Annotated in this window: 15 protein-coding genes and 11 tRNA genes; 5 read left to right on the forward strand and 21 right to left on the reverse strand. The window is 60.8% G+C overall.

The features are described from left to right. Positions 1-66: 66 nt before the first annotated feature. The 9 genes from pepN to ACFQDL_RS01015 form a co-directional block, all read right to left on the reverse strand. Positions 67-2697 carry an aminopeptidase N gene (pepN, locus tag ACFQDL_RS00975; RefSeq protein WP_379907404.1) on the reverse strand — a complete coding sequence of 877 codons (2631 nt, stop codon included), beginning with the start codon at positions 2695-2697 and terminating at the stop codon, positions 67-69. 13 nt (positions 2698-2710) lie between these two features. Next, entirely contained in the window at positions 2711-3541 is an 831-nt protein-coding gene (locus ACFQDL_RS00980) for a DUF2797 domain-containing protein (protein ID WP_379907405.1), read from the reverse strand. A 3-nt stretch (positions 3542-3544) separates the two neighbouring features. After that, positions 3545-3814 (reverse strand): YeaC family protein, encoded by a 270-nt coding sequence (locus tag ACFQDL_RS00985; RefSeq protein WP_379907406.1) that lies wholly within the window; start codon positions 3812-3814, stop codon positions 3545-3547. A 68-nt stretch (positions 3815-3882) separates the two neighbouring features. Then, positions 3883-4545: an alpha/beta fold hydrolase gene (locus ACFQDL_RS00990; protein ID WP_379907407.1), complete on the reverse strand. Its 663-nt coding sequence runs from the start codon at positions 4543-4545 to the stop codon at positions 3883-3885. Next, the gene (locus ACFQDL_RS00995; protein WP_379907408.1) at positions 4530-4748 is read right to left on the reverse strand and encodes a hypothetical protein; all 219 of its coding nucleotides are present in this window, start codon (positions 4746-4748) and stop codon (positions 4530-4532) included. Before ACFQDL_RS00995 ends, ACFQDL_RS00990 begins: the two co-directional genes overlap by 16 nt. Further along, the gene (locus ACFQDL_RS01000; RefSeq protein WP_379907409.1) at positions 4745-5596 is read right to left on the reverse strand and encodes a rhomboid family intramembrane serine protease; all 852 of its coding nucleotides are present in this window, start codon (positions 5594-5596) and stop codon (positions 4745-4747) included. Before ACFQDL_RS01000 ends, ACFQDL_RS00995 begins: the two co-directional genes overlap by 4 nt. After that, on the reverse strand, positions 5593-6543 hold the full coding sequence (locus tag ACFQDL_RS01005) for a metallophosphoesterase family protein (RefSeq protein ID WP_379912793.1): 951 nt from the start codon (positions 6541-6543) through the stop codon (positions 5593-5595). The genes ACFQDL_RS01000 and ACFQDL_RS01005 overlap by 4 nt, the downstream gene beginning before the upstream one ends. Before the next feature lie 43 nt (positions 6544-6586). Further along, positions 6587-7468: an NAD(+) kinase gene (locus ACFQDL_RS01010; protein ID WP_379907410.1), complete on the reverse strand. Its 882-nt coding sequence runs from the start codon at positions 7466-7468 to the stop codon at positions 6587-6589. 43 nt (positions 7469-7511) lie between these two features. Next, on the reverse strand, positions 7512-8645 hold the full coding sequence (locus tag ACFQDL_RS01015; protein WP_379907411.1) for a 1-aminocyclopropane-1-carboxylate deaminase/D-cysteine desulfhydrase: 1134 nt from the start codon (positions 8643-8645) through the stop codon (positions 7512-7514). Between ACFQDL_RS01015 and ACFQDL_RS01020 the strand changes: the two genes are divergently transcribed. Next, on the forward strand, positions 8638-9102 hold the full coding sequence (locus ACFQDL_RS01020) for an aminoacyl-tRNA deacylase (protein ID WP_379907412.1): 465 nt from the start codon (positions 8638-8640) through the stop codon (positions 9100-9102). The genes ACFQDL_RS01015 and ACFQDL_RS01020 overlap by 8 nt on opposite strands. Before the next feature lie 326 nt (positions 9103-9428). Here the strand turns inward: ACFQDL_RS01020 and ACFQDL_RS01025 are convergent. From ACFQDL_RS01025 to ACFQDL_RS01075, 11 genes are all read right to left on the reverse strand, one after another. Next, positions 9429-9505, reverse strand: a tRNA-Asp gene (locus ACFQDL_RS01025). A 4-nt stretch (positions 9506-9509) separates the two neighbouring features. Then, positions 9510-9585, reverse strand: a tRNA-Val gene (locus ACFQDL_RS01030). Between the two features lie 216 nt (positions 9586-9801). Beyond that, positions 9802-9878, reverse strand: a tRNA-Asp gene (locus tag ACFQDL_RS01035). A gap of 4 nt (positions 9879-9882) precedes the next feature. Beyond that, a tRNA-Val gene (locus ACFQDL_RS01040) sits at positions 9883-9958 on the reverse strand. A 216-nt stretch (positions 9959-10174) separates the two neighbouring features. Beyond that, a tRNA-Asp gene (locus ACFQDL_RS01045) sits at positions 10175-10251 on the reverse strand. 4 nt (positions 10252-10255) lie between these two features. Beyond that, positions 10256-10331, reverse strand: a tRNA-Val gene (locus ACFQDL_RS01050). 133 nt (positions 10332-10464) lie between these two features. Continuing rightward, positions 10465-10541 (reverse strand) — tRNA-Asp (locus tag ACFQDL_RS01055). A gap of 4 nt (positions 10542-10545) precedes the next feature. Further along, positions 10546-10621 (reverse strand) — tRNA-Val (locus ACFQDL_RS01060). Between the two features lie 217 nt (positions 10622-10838). Continuing rightward, positions 10839-10915 (reverse strand) — tRNA-Asp (locus ACFQDL_RS01065). Between the two features lie 4 nt (positions 10916-10919). Further along, positions 10920-10995, reverse strand: a tRNA-Val gene (locus tag ACFQDL_RS01070). A 131-nt stretch (positions 10996-11126) separates the two neighbouring features. Then, positions 11127-11203, reverse strand: a tRNA-Asp gene (locus tag ACFQDL_RS01075). Between the two features lie 296 nt (positions 11204-11499). Between ACFQDL_RS01075 and syd the strand changes: the two genes are divergently transcribed. Beyond that, positions 11500-12075 carry a SecY-interacting protein gene (gene syd / locus ACFQDL_RS01080; protein WP_379907413.1) on the forward strand — a complete coding sequence of 192 codons (576 nt, stop codon included), beginning with the start codon at positions 11500-11502 and terminating at the stop codon, positions 12073-12075. 4 nt (positions 12076-12079) lie between these two features. Further along, entirely contained in the window at positions 12080-12676 is a 597-nt protein-coding gene (locus ACFQDL_RS01085; protein ID WP_379907414.1) for a YajG family lipoprotein, read from the forward strand. A gap of 60 nt (positions 12677-12736) precedes the next feature. On the opposite strand, the gene ACFQDL_RS01090 is transcribed toward ACFQDL_RS01085, so the two are convergent. Beyond that, complete coding sequence (locus ACFQDL_RS01090; protein ID WP_379912795.1) at positions 12737-13405, reverse strand: DNA-3-methyladenine glycosylase I; 669 nt, start codon at positions 13403-13405, stop codon at positions 12737-12739. A 217-nt stretch (positions 13406-13622) separates the two neighbouring features. On the opposite strand from ACFQDL_RS01090, the gene ACFQDL_RS01095 reads away from it, so the two are divergent. Further along, positions 13623-14837, forward strand: a complete 1215-nt coding sequence (locus tag ACFQDL_RS01095) for a pyridoxal phosphate-dependent aminotransferase (protein WP_379907415.1) — start codon at positions 13623-13625, stop codon at positions 14835-14837. A gap of 151 nt (positions 14838-14988) precedes the next feature. Continuing rightward, positions 14989-16725, forward strand: a complete 1737-nt coding sequence (locus ACFQDL_RS01100) for a mechanosensitive ion channel family protein (protein WP_379907416.1) — start codon at positions 14989-14991, stop codon at positions 16723-16725. The last annotated feature ends 1 nt before the right edge of the window (position 16726 follow it).

Genomic DNA, 16726 nt, shown 5'->3' on the forward strand with positions numbered 1-16726 from the left:
TTTCACTGCCTGCTCTGGGGCAGTATAACCAACCTGAACTTAATCGTTCATAACACGGCCGCCCGCCTAAAGGCTCTTGCTGACCACCTCGTAAACGTCTTTCGACAGCTCGCCGCTGTCGAGAATCCGCTGCAATGCCGACTGCATCAGCGCCTGGCGCGGGGCATCGTATTTGCGCCAGCGCGTCAAGGGCGTCAACAGACGGGACGCCACCTGGGGATTGAGCCGGTTCATCTCGATGATGCGGTCGGCCAGAAAGTCATAGCCTGCGCCATCAGCGGCATGGAAGTTGACCGCATTCTGGTTGCAGAAAACCGAAATCAGCGAACGCACCTTGTTCGGGTTGCGGATATCGAAGGCTTCATGCTTCATCAGCGCATCTACCCGTGCCAGAGCTCCCGGCTTCGGGTCGCTGGCCTGGATCGCCAGCCACTGATTGATGACCAGGGTCTCGCGCTCGAAACGGCGATAGAAATCCTCCAACACCGCGTCTGCCTCAGCCCCGAACGCCGAATGTGCGATCAGACTCAGCGCGCCCTGACGGTCGGTCATGTTGTCGGCGTCGTCATACTGTGCCCTCGCACGTGCCAGCTGGGCCGGCTGTTCGAGTGCCATCAGATAGGACAGACAGAGGTTGCGCAGGCTGCGGCGCGCCACCTGGACGGCGTCGGGCGCATAGACGCCGGCCGGCGCCAGTGCCAGGTAACGACGCTCGAAACGCCCGGACAGCGCCTGCGCCAGGGCCTTTTTCGCGAATTGACGCGCTTCGTGGATCGCCTCGACATCGATCTCGTCGGACAGCTCGCTCAGATAGGCTTCGGACGGCAGCGTCAGCACCTTGGCGACCATCGCCGGGTCCAGGGCTTCGTCATCCAGCACGGCGGCGAAGGCGTCGATAAGGGCGCAGTCGAGCTGCATCGGCCGACCGGCACGATACTGGTCCATCAGCTCCCGCAGTATATCGACCGCGAGGGCCTGCCCGGCATCCCAGCGGTTGAACCCGTCACTGTCATGGCTCATCAGGAACACCCGCTCATCCCGGCTGCAGGGATACTGCAGCTTCACCGGCGCCGAGAAGCCCCGCAACAGCGACGGCACGGGACGCTCGGCAACGCCTTCGAAGACGAAGGTCTGTTTCGTTTCGGTCAGTTCCAGCACCTCGGTGGTGGCACCGCCGGCCAGCGGCAGATCGCGGCCGCCCGGTCCCAGCAGGCCGATGGCCAGCGGAATATGAAAGGGCTTTTTCTCCGCCTGATCCGGCGTCGCCGGGCAGCTCTGCTCGACATGCAGACTGTAACGCTGCGCCGCAGCGTCATAGTCGTCGCTGACATGCAGGCGCGGCGTGCCGGCCTGGTCGTACCAGAGACGGAACTGGCTCAGATCGCGTCCGGAAACCTCCTCCATCGCCCTGACGAAGTCGTCGGTCGTCACGGCCTGGCCGTCATGGCGCTCGAAGTAGAGGTCCGAGCCCTTGCGAAACAGCTCGGGCCCCAGCAGCGTATGGATCATACGCACGACTTCAGCGCCCTTCTCGTACACTGTCAGGGTATAGAAGTTGGAAATCTCGATAAAGGATGCCGGCCGTACCGGGTGCGCCATGGGGCCTGCGTCCTCGGCGAACTGGGCCGTACGCAGCAGCGTCACATCCTCGACCCGCTTTACGGCGCGCGAGTTCATGTCGGCCGAAAACTCGGCGTCGCGGAATACCGTAAAGCCCTCTTTCAGGCTGAGCTGAAACCAGTCACGACAGGTCACGCGGTTGCCGGACCAGTTGTGGAAATATTCGTGGGCCACCACCCCCTCGACGCGCTGAAACGCTGCATCGGTGGTGGTTTCGGGACTCGCCAGCACGCAGGAGGTATTGAATATGTTAAGCCCCTTGTTCTCCATCGCCCCCATGTTGAAGAAATCGACCGCCACAATCATGTATATATCGAGATCGTATTCGCGGCCGTAGACCTTCTCGTCCCAGCGCATCGCCTTGACCAGCGACTCCATCGCATGATCGAGCTTGTCCAGATCCCTGCTCTCGGCATAGATGCGCAGGGTCACATCGCGACCGGAAGCGGTTTTGAACGGGCGTTCGATATGCGCCAGATCACCGGCCACCAGCGCAAACAGGTAGGCGGGCTTGGGGAAGGGGTCCTGCCAGGTGACCCAGTGCCGCCCCTCGTCCTCCAGGCTGCCGGATGCGACCGGGTTGCCGTTGGACAGCAGCACGGGGTAGCGCCTGGCATCCGCCTCGACGGTGGTGGTGAAGACCGACATCACGTCCGGCCGGTCAAGATAGAAGGTGATGCGGCGAAAACCTTCCGCTTCGCACTGAGTGCAGTACATGCCGTCAGAGCGGTACAGCCCCTCCAGCGCGGTATTGTCCTGGGGTCTTATGCGGGTCAGGCACTCGAGGGTGAACTCGTCGGGCACTGCGCGGATAAGAAGGCTCTCGCCCTCCCGCCGGTAGTCCTGCGGTGACAGCACCTGCCCGCTGATGGCCAGCCGGCAAAGCTCCAGACTTTCGTGTCCGTGCAGATCCAGCGGCGCCTGGCGCGACGGCGAAGCCGGATTGCGGCGCATCTTCAGCACCGATCGCACCAGCGTATGGTCATCGCCGAGTTCGAAGCGCAACTCCGTGGTATCGATCAGGAACGGCGGGACCTGGTAATCCTTGAGATAAATCGCTCTGGGTTGTTCGGCCATTACAGCTATCACCTTATTCGGAACTGAATTCCACCTGATAGGCGGTAAATTTGCGTAGATTGATCACGCCACTGTCGAGGATCAGGTACTGCCCCTTGATGCCCTGGAGCTGACCGCCGACTTCGGGCGTCTTGTCCAGATTGAGGGAGCTGACTTTGAGCGGATAGTTCAACACCGGATAATCGATCTGCAACTCCTCGGCGTCCAGGCGCTGGATGGCCTGCAGACCGAACTGCCGCTCGACCTCGCCGAGCGGTGCGGCAATGACATCGAACAGACGGTCGCGCTCCGCCTTCAGGTCGAGGGCTTCCACTTCGCCCTTGAGCATTTTGCGCCAGTTGGTCTTGTCCGCGACCTCCGCCTTGAACAGGTGTTCGACCAGCCCCGACTGATAGCGCGAATCGACCCGCAGGATCGGCAGCGCCTGAACCGCGCCCTGGTCGATCCAGCGCGTCGGCACCTGAGTGCCCCGGGTGATGCCGACCTTGATACCCGAAGAGTTGGCCAGATAGACGATATGGGACTGGAAGCAGTACTGCTCACCCCAGGCGGGATCCCGGCAGGTGCCGAGATGGTAATGGCATTTTTCCGGACTGACGATGCAGCTGTCACATTCGGCCAGTTTGGTGAAACAGGGATAGCAGTATCCCTGATTGAAACTTTTCTTGGTCTTGCGGCCGCAGTGAATGCAGTTGATTTCGCCAAGATGGCGCAATCGAACCTGACGTCCGAGCAGCGTATTCAGCGCCAGCGTCTGGTCGCCGCAGACCAGTTCATATTGCGCCACACCCTGGTCGAGCCCGACCCGCATTTTGCGCAGCGCGCCCTGTAGCTCTGCCTGCATCGATCAGTCCTGATTAATGATTTTCAGGGTCTGGGGCTGCAAGGGGTCGGCACCATGCTGACTGCCGTCCGGGCGCGTGCGGTCGATGTAACCGGTGCGTTCGTCTTCCGGCAGTCGCTGATCATAGGCGATCACCGCCCGCAGGCTGATACTGCGCTGCTCCTCGCTGAGACGTTCCCCATTCGGCCACTTGCCCAGCTCGACGGCGCGTTTCAGCGAACGGTGCATTTCCGGGGTCATGGACTCGATCAGTTGCTCGTAATTCATCGTCATCAACACTCCAGGGAGGCCTGTTCGGTAATGCACGCAGTGTACCAGACTCCGCACGCCCGGCTGAACCATCAGCGACCGCTATCGGCGAGAAAGGCCAGCACCCGCTGATGCAATTCGCGGCGGCTGTTGCGTCCGGGAATATGGCTGTCGTCCAGCAACAGGATATCGCTGAGTTTCGGCAGCGCTTCCCGGGCCGCCGCCTCCAGGGCTTCGGGCTCGAAGTAGAGATCGTGACGCGCCAGCACCAGTTGAACTGCGCCGTCGAAATGCCGCAGTTCGGCCGCACTGAAGGGACCAGGCGGCACCCGGACGGGCGGATGCAGGTCGCTCAGCACCGCCTGATAAAACTGACAGAGCTCCGGCCAGGGCTCGGCCATCAGAGGTTTCATCAGGGCAGCGAAGTGCGGGTCGTCCCGATGCCAGCGGTAGCTCAGCCAGGGTCGCAAAGTTGCCTTGAGCGTGCGCCAGAGGCTGATTTCCAGACCTGCCGGCACGATCAGCGAGGCCCGCTCAACCCGCAGCGGCGCCAGCCGGATCGCATCCAGCACCACGGCCCCGCCGAAAGAGATTCCGACCATCGCGCAACGTTCGATGCCCAGCCCATCCAGCATCGAAAGCAGCCAGCGACCGTAGCCGCCGTCGCGATCCGGCGGCACCTCAGCACTGAGACCGGCCTGCCCCGGTATATCCGGCGAAATCAGCCGAAAAGCGCCGGTCAGCGGCCAGAGCAACTCGAGATTGAACCCCCGCCCGTCTGCAGCCCCGGCACAGCCAGCAGCGGCCGGGCATCCGGGTCGCCGGCCAGCAGCAGATGGGTACGGCCACAGGGGGTTTCGACAAAGCAGGACTCGACCGGTTGCGGCAGGCGTTCGACCTGGCGACGGTAAAGGTGCCGGATACGCTCGCGCGCCGCCGGATCAGCGTAAAGACTCAATGACGGCGGATCCGAAGCAGACGCAGCCAGGCCCAGGCCAGACCGGCAACAAGCCCTGCCAGGTGCGCGGTATTGGCAATGGCGCCGAAGCCGAGCGCTTCCAGCAAGCCGGTAAAGCCGAGCACCAGCCACAGCAGCATCAGCCCCATCAGCGCCGGCGGCAGGCCTATCGAGGGCCGCCCGCCCTGCCGGTCCCAGAACCAGGCATAGGCCAGCAATGCAAACACCACGCCCGACATGCCACCGAACATCGGCCCACTGATCCAGAACTGAGCCAGATTCGAGATCAGCGCCGACAACAGCGCGAGCCCGAGCAGCGCCAGGGTACCGTGAAGCGCCTCGATGGCCCGTCCGGCCACCCAGACCCAGAGCAGGTTGAACAACAGGTGAGGCATATTGAAATGCAGCAACGCCGGGGTCAGCAAGCGCCACCACTGCCCGGTCGCCAGGCTGTGTTCGAGCCCGGCATAGTAGATATGATCGCCACGAAGCTGAAAATCGACGATCGTCAGGTGGCGCATCCAGTCGATATTGTCGCCGAAACCCACCAGCAGCGAAGACAGCACGCTGCCCGCGATCAGCAGCAGACTGAGCCAGGTACGGCGCAGCACCGCCGGGCTTAGCACACCTGGTGCGTTGCGGCGTCGCAGCCGCAAACGACTCGGATCGCCCCCTTCACGCCAGCGGCGATAAAGGCTCAGTACCTGCTCGGCATCGACCTGGGAGGCGATCCAAAGCTCCTGGACGGTCGCCTGCTCCACCACCCGGTGCGGCACCTCGTATTGCCAGAGTATCTCGGTAAAGCCGCTGAGATCCTCGGCCAATGGCACCTCGAGCACCTTGATCATGAAGGCCCTCCACCGAACCCCGCCGACACTTCACGGGCGACATCGACCCAGACGAACCTGGCCGGGTCAATACGCTTTTCATGGTCGTGGCGATAGGCAACCAGCTTGCCGAACTTGACGGCACTGTAATCGAGACAGGCGATATTGTCGGTAATCGGTTCGGGCTCGCCTTCGCGCCAGTAGTGGCCGATGAACAGCAATTTTTCGTCAGCCCCGTAGTGCAGCAGGTTTCGCCGATCCGAGGCCTTGAGACGCATGCGGGCGACATGCTCGGGAAGCGGGTCCGGCTGAAACACCACATCGGCGTAGTACTCCGGCGCCTCGACCCAGAACCGGGTACGGAAAAAGTGTCGCTGAAAGCCGTCCTTGCTCATAATCACTTCGTCGTTGGGAAGCTTGAGATGCGTGCCACGCAGCGCCTGATCCATCAACCGGCACTCGAACGACTGCGGCACCACCGAGCGGTGCAGAAAATCCGTGCTGATGTGATTGCCGCCATATTCGCGACGAAAGCGCTCGATCAGCGCTGCGGGCCAGCAGGCATGAATCACCCGGAACTCGTCGAATTCCAGAAACAGCGGCAGGCCCTGGATCCACTCGAGTACCTCCTGCTGCTCCTGCGGATGCCCGGCAAATTCCGCCAGCGTCTCCTTCAGAATACGGTGGTGACGGGGCGTGTGGCTGCGCAGGTAGTCCAGCCCCGAGCCCGGCCGCCCCGGCGTACAGTAGCAGAGAAAGTTGTATTCGTGATTGCCCATCACGATCTGAGCAGCCCCGGCTTCCACCATCCCTCGCACCAGGTGCAGCGACTCCCTGATCCGCGGCCCGCGGTCAATGATATCGCCGACGAAGATTGCCTGGCGCCGCGGATGACGATACACGCCTGCCACCCGACTGTATCCAAGGCGCTCCAGCAGCATGCGAAGGCTCAATGCACAACCATGCACATCGCCTATCAGGTCGTATCCCTCAAAGACCGCTGCAGTCAATTCAGTCTCCCAGCTTGGTGCCCCAGCCCAGTTTCTCGCGGCAGGTGCGGTAGAAATCGTAGTTCAGTGGATGCAGCAGCTTCAGCTTGTGCGGTTTCTTGTGCACGGTGATCACATCCCCCGGTGCCAGCCCGATACTCAACTGGCCGTCACATGAGACCGTCGGATAGGTCTTATTGTTCTCGCTGATGACCATTTTCAGCTCGCTGTTGCCATCAACCACTATGGGTCGACTCGAGAGAGTATGGGGAAACATCGGCACCAGCACCAGCGCATCGAGCTTCGGCGACATGATCGGGCCTCCGCCGGAAAGCGAATAGGCGGTGGAACCGGTCGGGGTCGAGACAATCAATCCGTCGGATCGCTGGGTATAGACGAACTGCCCCTCGATATAGAGCTCGAACTGGATCATCTGAATCGCCTTGCCGGGGTGAAGCACGATATCGTTCAGCGCCGTACCCTCGGCGATCGGCTCGCCGTCGCGCTTGACCACCAGATCGAGCAAAAAGCGGCTCTCGACCGTGTACTTGCCCTCCAGCACCTCGGTCACCTTCTCCTCGATCTCCGCCGGCGAAATGTCGGTCAGAAAGCCGAGACTGCCGCGATTGACCCCCAGTACCGGCACATGAGAGGGTGACAGAGCCCGTGCCGCGCCAAGCAAACTGCCATCGCCACCCACCACGATCACCAGATCGCAGATCTCGCCCATCATTTTCTGCTTGCAGGTCTGCTGGCCGTGACCCGGTATCATGTCGGAAATACGTTCATCGAGAACGGTGGTCAGCCCCTTGTCGTTGAGAAACCGAATCAAGAGCTTGAGAGAGTCGATTACCGTTTTGCTGCCCAGACGCCCGATCAATCCAACATTGCGAAAATAATCCATTTACCATTCCTGTTTGCAAACCCGGGCCACAATGCGCCAAGAATCAGAGCGGCAACGCCCCCTGAAACGCCAGGCGACGATCGTACAACGTTTTTGCCATTCCTCTAAGCCCCTGCAGGCCTCCGGTATGGATCAACAGTACCCGGGAGCCGGCTGGAACGTCTCCGTCAGCGACCTGCTGATTGAAGCGCAACAGCATTTTGCCGGTATATACCGGATCGAGCAGAATACCCGTTTCCCGCTCAAAAGCAGCAAGAAACGCCGCCAACTGAGTGGTGACGCAGCCATAACCGCCACCATGGGCATCCAGCTGCAAATGCCAACCCCCGGGGTCGGCAATACCGGCGTCCGCCAGCTGACTGCGGATGTCCCGGAACAGAAACTCGGCCCCCTTCAGCACCGGGAAGCCAAGGAGACGACAATGCGCCGGCCGGGATGCGATCAGTCCGGACAGTGTCCCACCCGTTCCCACCGCGACAGCGATGAGATCGAACCGGGCCAGCTGTTCGGCCGGCACCTGCCCCAGTATTTCTCTACACCCCCTCGTCGCCAGAGGTCCGCAGCCGCCCTCTGCAATGAGATAACAGGGCCCGAACAGCCCTTCCAGATGCGATAGAAAAGCCTGCTGCGCCTTCCGGCGATACGTCGCCCGGTCGACGAAGTGCAGCCGCATGCCCCAGGAAGCGGCGTCGCTCAACGTCGGGTTTCCGGCATAATCGGACTCGCCCCGGATGACGCCGATAGTATCGATCCCGCGAGCGAAACCGGCGAAAGCCAAGGCGTGGATATGGTTGGAGAAAGCGCCGCCAAAACTGAGAATCCGCGCAGCACCGCACGCCTGCGCCTCTTCGAGCGCATATTTCAGCTTGAAGCCCTTGTTGCCACTGACCTGAGGATGCAGGGTATCGAGCCTGAGCAACCAGACCTCCACACGACTGCGACGGTAGAGTTCCAGCTGCAACTTTTGCAGCAAAGGCGGGGACAGGGAAACGGTCTGATCGGAGACGACGGATGACATGGCGGCATAAGCTACCAGAAGCCCCGCCCAATGCCTATCGAGATTCGGATCGCCCCCAGGAACGGCGCCAATCCGATACTCTTGGGCTATGCTTGGAGTTGCAGAAGAACCTGCATCAATCCGAGTCCGAATTTTCGGGGAGGCTAGCACTATGTCCATTGCACCGACAGTGCAGATGTTCCTGGATCGCCAGCATGTGCCCTATCGCCTTTTGCACCACACCTATGCGGAAACCATGATGAGCTCGGCAATCGCCGCGCAACTGCCTGCCCGCCAGGTCGCCAAGGGCGTTGTACTCAAGGATGAAGAGGGATTTGTCATGGCCGTGGTCCCATCCGACCGCATGGCGGATATCGATGCTATCAACAGCCGCATGAACCGACTGCTGGAGCCCGCCTCGCAACAGGATGTCAAGATACTGTTCCGCGACTGCGACAAGGGGGCGGTCCCGTCACTGGGGCAGGCCTACAATATGCCGGTCATCTGGGACGATGCCCTGGCACAGGAACAAGACTGCTATTTCGAATGCGGAGATCACACCGACCTGATACGCATCGACAAGAGTTCGTTCGACCAGCTTATGCACACCTACCCGCATGGCAGCATCAGCCACTGACTGCGATCCGGCAGGTTCGAAACGGCGTCTCGATGGCGCCGTTTTTTGTTGAGTCACTATCGATAGTTAACAGTGAACAGCACAGGCGGGAAAGCCTGAAACACAGACGTGTGACGGAGATCAGAGAATACCAGAGAGACGACGGAACTGCAGGATGTGGCGGAACGGACGGTTTTCCCGCGACCGCATCCTGTGAAGAGATGACAGGCAGGTATTCCAACCTTTCTTCTCTTCAAGCGTTGGCGGAACGGACGATTTTCCCGCGACCGCATCCTGTGAAGAGATGACAGGCAGGTATTCTAACCTTTCTCTCTCATCACAAATGTTGGCGGAACGGACGGGACTCGAACCCGCGACCCCCTGCGTGACAGGCAGGTATTCTAACCAACTGAACTACCGCTCCGTTATGGTGGGCGAAGAGGGGTTCGAACCCCCGACCCTCTGCTTGTAAGGCAGATGCTCTCCCAACTGAGCTATTCGCCCATAACACTGGCCTTCGTACGACTCTTCAGCGCTTCGAAGAGAAGTGGCGGAACGGACGGGCTTCAACCCGGCACCGAACCTTGTGAAGAGATGGCAGGCATTCTAACCTTTCGCCTCCCCCACAAATGTTGGCGGAACGGACGGTTTTCACCGCGACCGCATCCTGTGAAGAGATGACAGGCAGGTATTCTAACCTTTCTCTCTCATCACAAATGTTGGCGGAACGGACGGGACTCGAACCCGCGACCCCCTGCGTGACAGGCAGGTATTCTAACCAACTGAACTACCGCTCCGTTATGGTGGGCGAAGAGGGGTTCGAACCCCCGACCCTCTGCTTGTAAGGCAGATGCTCTCCCAACTGAGCTATTCGCCCATAACACTGGCCTTCGTACGACTCTTCAGCGCTTCGAAGAGAAGTGGCGGAACGGACGGGCTTCAACCCGGCACCGAACCTTGTGAAGAGATGGCAGGCATTCTAACCTTTCGCCTCCCCCACAAATGTTGGCGGAACGGACGGTTTTCACCGCGACCGCATCCTGTGAAGAGATGACAGGCAGGTATTCTAACCTTTCTCTCTCATCACAAATGTTGGCGGAACGGACGGGACTCGAACCCGCGACCCCCTGCGTGACAGGCAGGTATTCTAACCAACTGAACTACCGCTCCGTTATGGTGGGCGAAGAGGGGTTCGAACCCCCGACCCTCTGCTTGTAAGGCAGATGCTCTCCCAACTGAGCTATTCGCCCATAACACTGGCCTTCGTACGACTCTTCAGCGCTTCGAAGAGAAGTGCTGGAACGGACGGGCTTCAACCCGGCACCGAACCTTGTGAAGAGATGACAGGCAGGTATTCTAACCTTTCTCTCTCATCACAAATGTTGGCGGAACGGACGGGACTCGAACCCGCGACCCCCTGCGTGACAGGCAGGTATTCTAACCAACTGAACTACCGCTCCGTTATGGTGGGCGAAGAGGGGTTCGAACCCCCGACCCTCTGCTTGTAAGGCAGATGCTCTCCCAACTGAGCTATTCGCCCATAACACTGGCCTTCGTACGACTCTTCAGCGCTTCGAAGAGAAGTGCTGGAACGGACGGGCTTCAACCCGGCACCGAACCTTGTGAAGAGATGACAGGCAGGTATTCTAACCTTTCTTCTCTTCAAGCGTTGGCGGAACGGACGGTTTTCACCGCGACCGCATCCTGTGAAGAGATGACAGGCAGGTATTCTAACCTTTCTCTCTCATCACAAATGTTGGCGGAACGGACGGGACTCGAACCCGCGACCCCCTGCGTGACAGGCAGGTATTCTAACCAACTGAACTACCGCTCCGTTATGGTGGGCGAAGAGGGGTTCGAACCCCCGACCCTCTGCTTGTAAGGCAGATGCTCTCCCAACTGAGCTATTCGCCCATAACACTGGCCTTCGTACGACTCTTCAGCGCTTCGAAGAGAAGTGGCGGAACGGACGGTTTTCAACGCGACCGCATCCTGTGAAGAGATGACAGGCAGGTATTCTAACCTTTCTCTCTCATCACAAATGTTGGCGGAACGGACGGGACTCGAACCCGCGACCCCCTGCGTGACAGGCAGGTATTCTAACCAACTGAACTACCGCTCCACTTTCAAGGCCTTAACTCGAGTACATTACCCCGAGCTGCCGACCTGCGCTCTGTGCATACCGCCCCAGAACGGAGTGCGAATTTTAATGATTTTATGAGTGCTGTCAAACGTTTAGCGCAACTTTTTTCGATCATCAAATCGCTCATATTTCAGCCAAGCCGCCATCGGCCGGTACCGCCTCTGAAGGCCAAACCGGGCCCGGTGTCGCTTTCCCGCACCAGCCTCCGTTTCCTTGTACAAGCAATTTGATAGCAGCTAGAGTAAGCCCAATCCTCGTCCTTGCATCCAGAGAACATGACTCGAAGCTCCAGCACCGCCGCAGCACTCGACCACTTTATCGAGCGCGCCCTGGCCAGACAGCTAGACCAGATCGGCAGACTGCCACAGCTGCCATACGACCCCGAGTGGCCTTCGGACTGCTATCAGACGCAAGCCACGCCGGGAGAGCCTGTCGGCTGGCGACCGGTACGGCAGCCCGGGACCAGCGATCTTTTCGCGCGCATCGGCTCCGCACTGCAACTGGACATCCATCCGGACATCGTCAGCTATTACGGCCGATACTGGTCGGACCCGCTGCCCGCCCGGCGGAGCGAGGGCCAGCTCAATCTGCTGCAGCTCTGGAACCCGGAAGATGGCGAACGGCTGCGTGCCAACCTGATTGGTCATGTTCTGGAACAGGCGCGCCGCAAAAGACCCCCGACCCTGTTCTTCGCCTGCATCGAAGACGATGACCTCTTCATCAGCCTCGATAACCGGGACGGCAGTATCTGGCTCGAAGCGCCCGGCAAAAAGCCCCTCCGTCAATTGCACGATACACTGGCAGACTTTCTGGACAGCCTGCAGCCCGACATCATTGCGGATCAGGAGTAGAGCGATGATCCATCTGAAACGACTCGCGGGACCCCTCCTCCTGCTGTCCCTGGCGCTGACCGGCTGCACCAGCCTGAGCCCGCAACAGGTGGAGCTTCAGCCCCGGATCGATACCCGACAGCGCCTGCCGAACGGACTGCAGGTCGAACTGGACGCCCGGGACCTGCGCAAGTCGCCGGTTCTTGGCTACCGCGTCTCGCACTTCGAACAGAACGCATTTCTCACCCTGGCCCGGGACGCCCGTTACAGCCTGCTCAGCAGCGCCCATCAGGCCCTGCGACAAATGGGGGTCTACCGTTTCGGAGCCGTAGCCGGGAATCCAGGCGGCCTCAAGCTGACACTGCTGCTGGACAGGTTGAGCTATGACGCAAGCCAGCACACGACTCAGCAACAGGTCCTGATGCAGATGGAGTTGCGCCTGGTCGCCGACTACAGGGGACGCACCTTTACCGGTCGTTACCAGTCCCAAAAGGAGTACCGCTCACCGCTGCCGCCCTCGGAAGCCAAGAACCAGACGCTGCTCAATGAACTGGCCGGAGACACGCTGACCCGGGCGTTCAACGACCCGAAACTGCTCGACTTCATACGCCGGGGCGGATAGCCCTGCCGCTTACCCGCAAATCAGCCTTCAGCAAGTTGTGGTAAAGGACTGAACTAACCGTTACCAGCCGACGGTCATCGACAGCAGCCTGCTGATCTGACAGAGAGGCCGGCCCGACTCTCGCTGCCACTGATTGAAGGCGTTCTGCACAAGTTGCAGATCCCGCTTCGCCGTGGGCTTCCTGTCGACAATGCCCTGGGCCTTCAGAGCCGCGACCACATCGTCGGTCAGCAGGAACGTATCCTTGCCCACCATGCGGAGAAAAGCCGGCCCGGAATTGCCGCCCAGCTGGGATCCGCGCTTTTTCAGCAATGCCCAGAGCCCGATAATATCCTCACCGGGCCAGTCCGCCAGAAAGCGGGCGAAGCTGCCGGCCTCGGCCGCGAGCTCGGTGACCATCAGCGCATTCGCACGCACCGACTTGATCTTGCCGAAGTGGCGAATAATCCGGTCATCATGCATCAGGCGCTCGAGCTGTTCATCGGACATCAGTACCAGCTTGTGCGGATCGAAACCCCAGAATACCTCCTCGAAGACCGGCCATTTGCTGTCCACCAGCGAATGCTTCAGACCCGCTCTGAACACCCTGCGCGACAGGTCGGACAGCAGGCGATCGTCTGCGACAGCTGCCAGTTCGTCGCGGCTTCTGGGGTGCGGCAACAACGCTTCCAGATCCTCGCCCGCGCGGTGGGCGCGCACATGTTCGTATAACCAGTCGAAGGATTTCATCATTACCTGTTCCTGTCTGCCACCGCACCGGCCGTGTCGAGCCGCGACCGGTGCCTCCCCGGCCCGGCAGGGCCGGGGATTCCGCGGCACGGATATTCTTTTGCCGTCGAATTCGGCGTATGATAACCGCCTTTTTCGTCGTTCGGCGCTCGCGCTAATCAAACCAGCCGTCCGGCTCGTCGCAGTGACTCGTGCAAAGGAGTTCAGGGTTGCAACCATGCCAGTAATCAGAAAATCGAACAAGCTGATCAACGTCTGCTATGACATCCGCGGCCCCGTACTGCAGGAAGCCAAGCGACTCGAGGAGGAAGGTCACCGTATCCTCAAGCTGAATATTGGCAACCCGGCGCCCTGGGGCTTCGAAGCCCCCGAGGAAATTGTCCAGGACGTGATCCACAACCTGCCGTCGGCGCAGGGCTACTGCGACTCCAAGGGTCTTTTCTCGGCTCGCAAGGCCGTGATGCAGGAAACCCAGCGCAAGGGTATCCGCAACGTCACCATCGAGGATATCTATATCGGCAACGGCGTCTCCGAGCTGATTGTGATGGCGATGCAGGGCTTGCTGAACGACACCGACGAGATGCTGATTCCGGCACCCGACTACCCGCTCTGGACCGCAGCCGTGAGCCTCGCCGGCGGCAACCCGATCCACTACGTCTGTGACGAGCAGTCGGACTGGTTCCCCGATATCGACGACATCCGCAGCAAGATCACCGAACGCACCAAGGGCATCGTGGTCATCAACCCGAACAACCCGACCGGCGCGCTCTACCCGCCGGAACTGCTCGAGCAGATCATCGACCTGGCGCGCGAGTACAAGCTGATCCTGTTCGCCGACGAGATCTACGACAAGATTCTCTACGACGGGAACGAGCACTGCTCCCTGGCTTCCCTCTCCGACGACGTGCTCTGCATCACCTTCAACGGCCTTTCGAAGACTTATCGCGCCGCGGGTTTTCGCTCCGGCTGGCTGATCGTCAGCGGGCCGAAACACCTGGCCCGCGACTATATCGAGGGCCTCGACATGCTCGCCAGCATGCGCCTGTGCGCCAACGTGCCGGCTCAGCATGCCATCCAGACGGCACTGGGCGGCTACCAGAGCATCAATGAACTGATCGTACCGGGCGGCCGCCTCTACGACCAGATGGACAGCGCCTGGCGGCTGATCAACGATATCCCGGGCGTTTCCTGCGTACGTCCGAAAGCCGCCATGTACCTGTTCCCGAAACTCGACCCGGCCATGTACCCGATCAAGAACGACGAAAAAATGGTGCTCGACCTGCTGCAGCAGCAGAAGGTTCTAGTGGTTCAGGGCAGCGGCTTCAACGTACCGGATACCCAGCATTTCCGGGTCGTTTTTCTGCCCCGCCAGGACGAGCTCGAGGATGCAATCGGCCGCCTCGCGGAGTTTCTCCAGCACTATAGCCAGTAATTCCCCGATGCCGGGGTGACAGGTTCGCCACCCCGCTCCACACTTAGTCTGACGTCACTCTTGCTGGAATTCGCCATGACTGCCCTGCTACGCCGCTGCCTGCTGGCCACCCTCATGCTCCTGCTGCCGGCCTTTCAGCTCCAGGCTGCGGATGCCGGAAACAGCCCCCACCACCAGCACCGAAAAAGTCGCCCAGATGAGCGACGGCGAGGTGCGCAGCCTGTTGATCAACCGGCTCGAACAGGAGTCGATCGCTCGGCGACCGAACCCCTACGACGCGCTGCAGCAGGCAGCGCCGCTGCCCACCGGCGACCTGGAAGACCGAATCGACCTGCTGCAACAGAGCCTTGGCCGCTGGCCGGAACAGCAGGCACGCATCTGGCAATCACTGACCGATGGGCGCGGCGGCGCCGGCATCCTCGACCTGATCACCGTATTCGGCCTGATGCTGCTGTCGGGATTCGCCGCCGAAGCCCTGATCGGCTGGAAGATGCGGCGGATGTCGACCGACATCGCGTCCCAGCAATGCGACCACTTCGCCACCAGTGCCGGTTACCTCCTGCTGCAGTCGGTATTGAGCCTGGTACGCCTCGGCGCCTTCTTTCTCGGCGCTCTGGCGCTCCCTGTACTGGCCTATGATCGCGGTGACGGCCTCAGACCGACACTGATGCGAATCCTGTTGACGATTGTCCTGCTCAGACTCGTCGGCATTCTCTCGCGTTCGCTGTTCGCCCCCTACGCCCGCGGTATCCGCCCCTTCCACATGGCCTGCGAGGAAGCGCGAAACTTCCACCACTGGATTCTGGGGTTCGCGGCAATCTATGTCATCTTCGCCCAGGGCCACAAGTTGCTGCTCCACCATGGTCTGGAGCCTGTACTGCTCAGTCTCAGCATCCCGCTCTGGGGCGTATTGCTGACCGGTACCGTCATCGCTTTCGTCTGGCTGCACCGCGATACCGTGACGGCCTTGTTCGACCGGGACGACGAAGTCGCCGACGCCTCGATGCGACGCATCCTGCGACAGAACTGGCCGCTGCTCGCCAGTCTCTGGCTGCTCGCGCTCTGGGGCTTGTGGAGCTACTACTGGTTCATCGGCGACATCGATACCGCTCTCGACATTCAGCCCGCCTGGTGGCTGACACTCGGCTTCATCCTGATCGACCGCCTGCTACATGCCCTGCTGCGACGGCTGTGCCGCATCGAGTGGCTGCAGAGCCATACGTTCGAGCAGCGCTCGCAGCGCTTCATCCGGGTGGTGCAGAACGGCACCCGCCTGATTCTGCTGGGCGTACTGTTGTTCGTGCTCTGCGAAGCCTTCGGACTTACCTCGATGTCGATGCTGGAAGAGACGCTGGTGCAGCGCGTACTCAGCGCCGGCATCGACATCCTCGCGGTGCTGTTGCTGGCCTATACCTGCTGGCAGGTGATCCAGTCGGCGATCGAGCGGCGCCTGCCGGAACCTTCGCCACTGGAGCAGGACGCGCTGGCCAGCCTCGATGGCGAAGGCGGCGCTGGCGGCGCCTCCCGAGCCGAAACGCTGCTGCCGCTGGTGCGCAGCTTCACCTCGGTGATCCTGGTCATCATCGTCGCCCTGATGGCGCTGAGCATTATCGGCGTCGAGATCGGCCCGCTGCTGGCCGGCGCCGGCGTGGTCGGCATCGCCATCGGTTTCGGTGCCCAGAAACTGGTGCAGGACATCATTTCGGGCATCTTCTTCCTGCTCGACGATGCATTCCGGCGCGGCGAATACATCGAGGCCGCCGGCCTTCGCGGCTCGGTTGAACAGATCTCGCTGCGTTCGATGCGCCTGCGACACCACCTGGGGCCGTCCAGACGATCCCCTACGGCGAAATCCAGACGGTCAAGAACCTGTCCCGGGACTGGGTAAC

It is taken from the genome of Marinobacterium aestuariivivens (assembly GCF_042661465.1).
Lineage (GTDB): Bacteria > Pseudomonadota > Gammaproteobacteria > Pseudomonadales > Balneatricaceae > Marinobacterium_A > Marinobacterium_A aestuariivivens.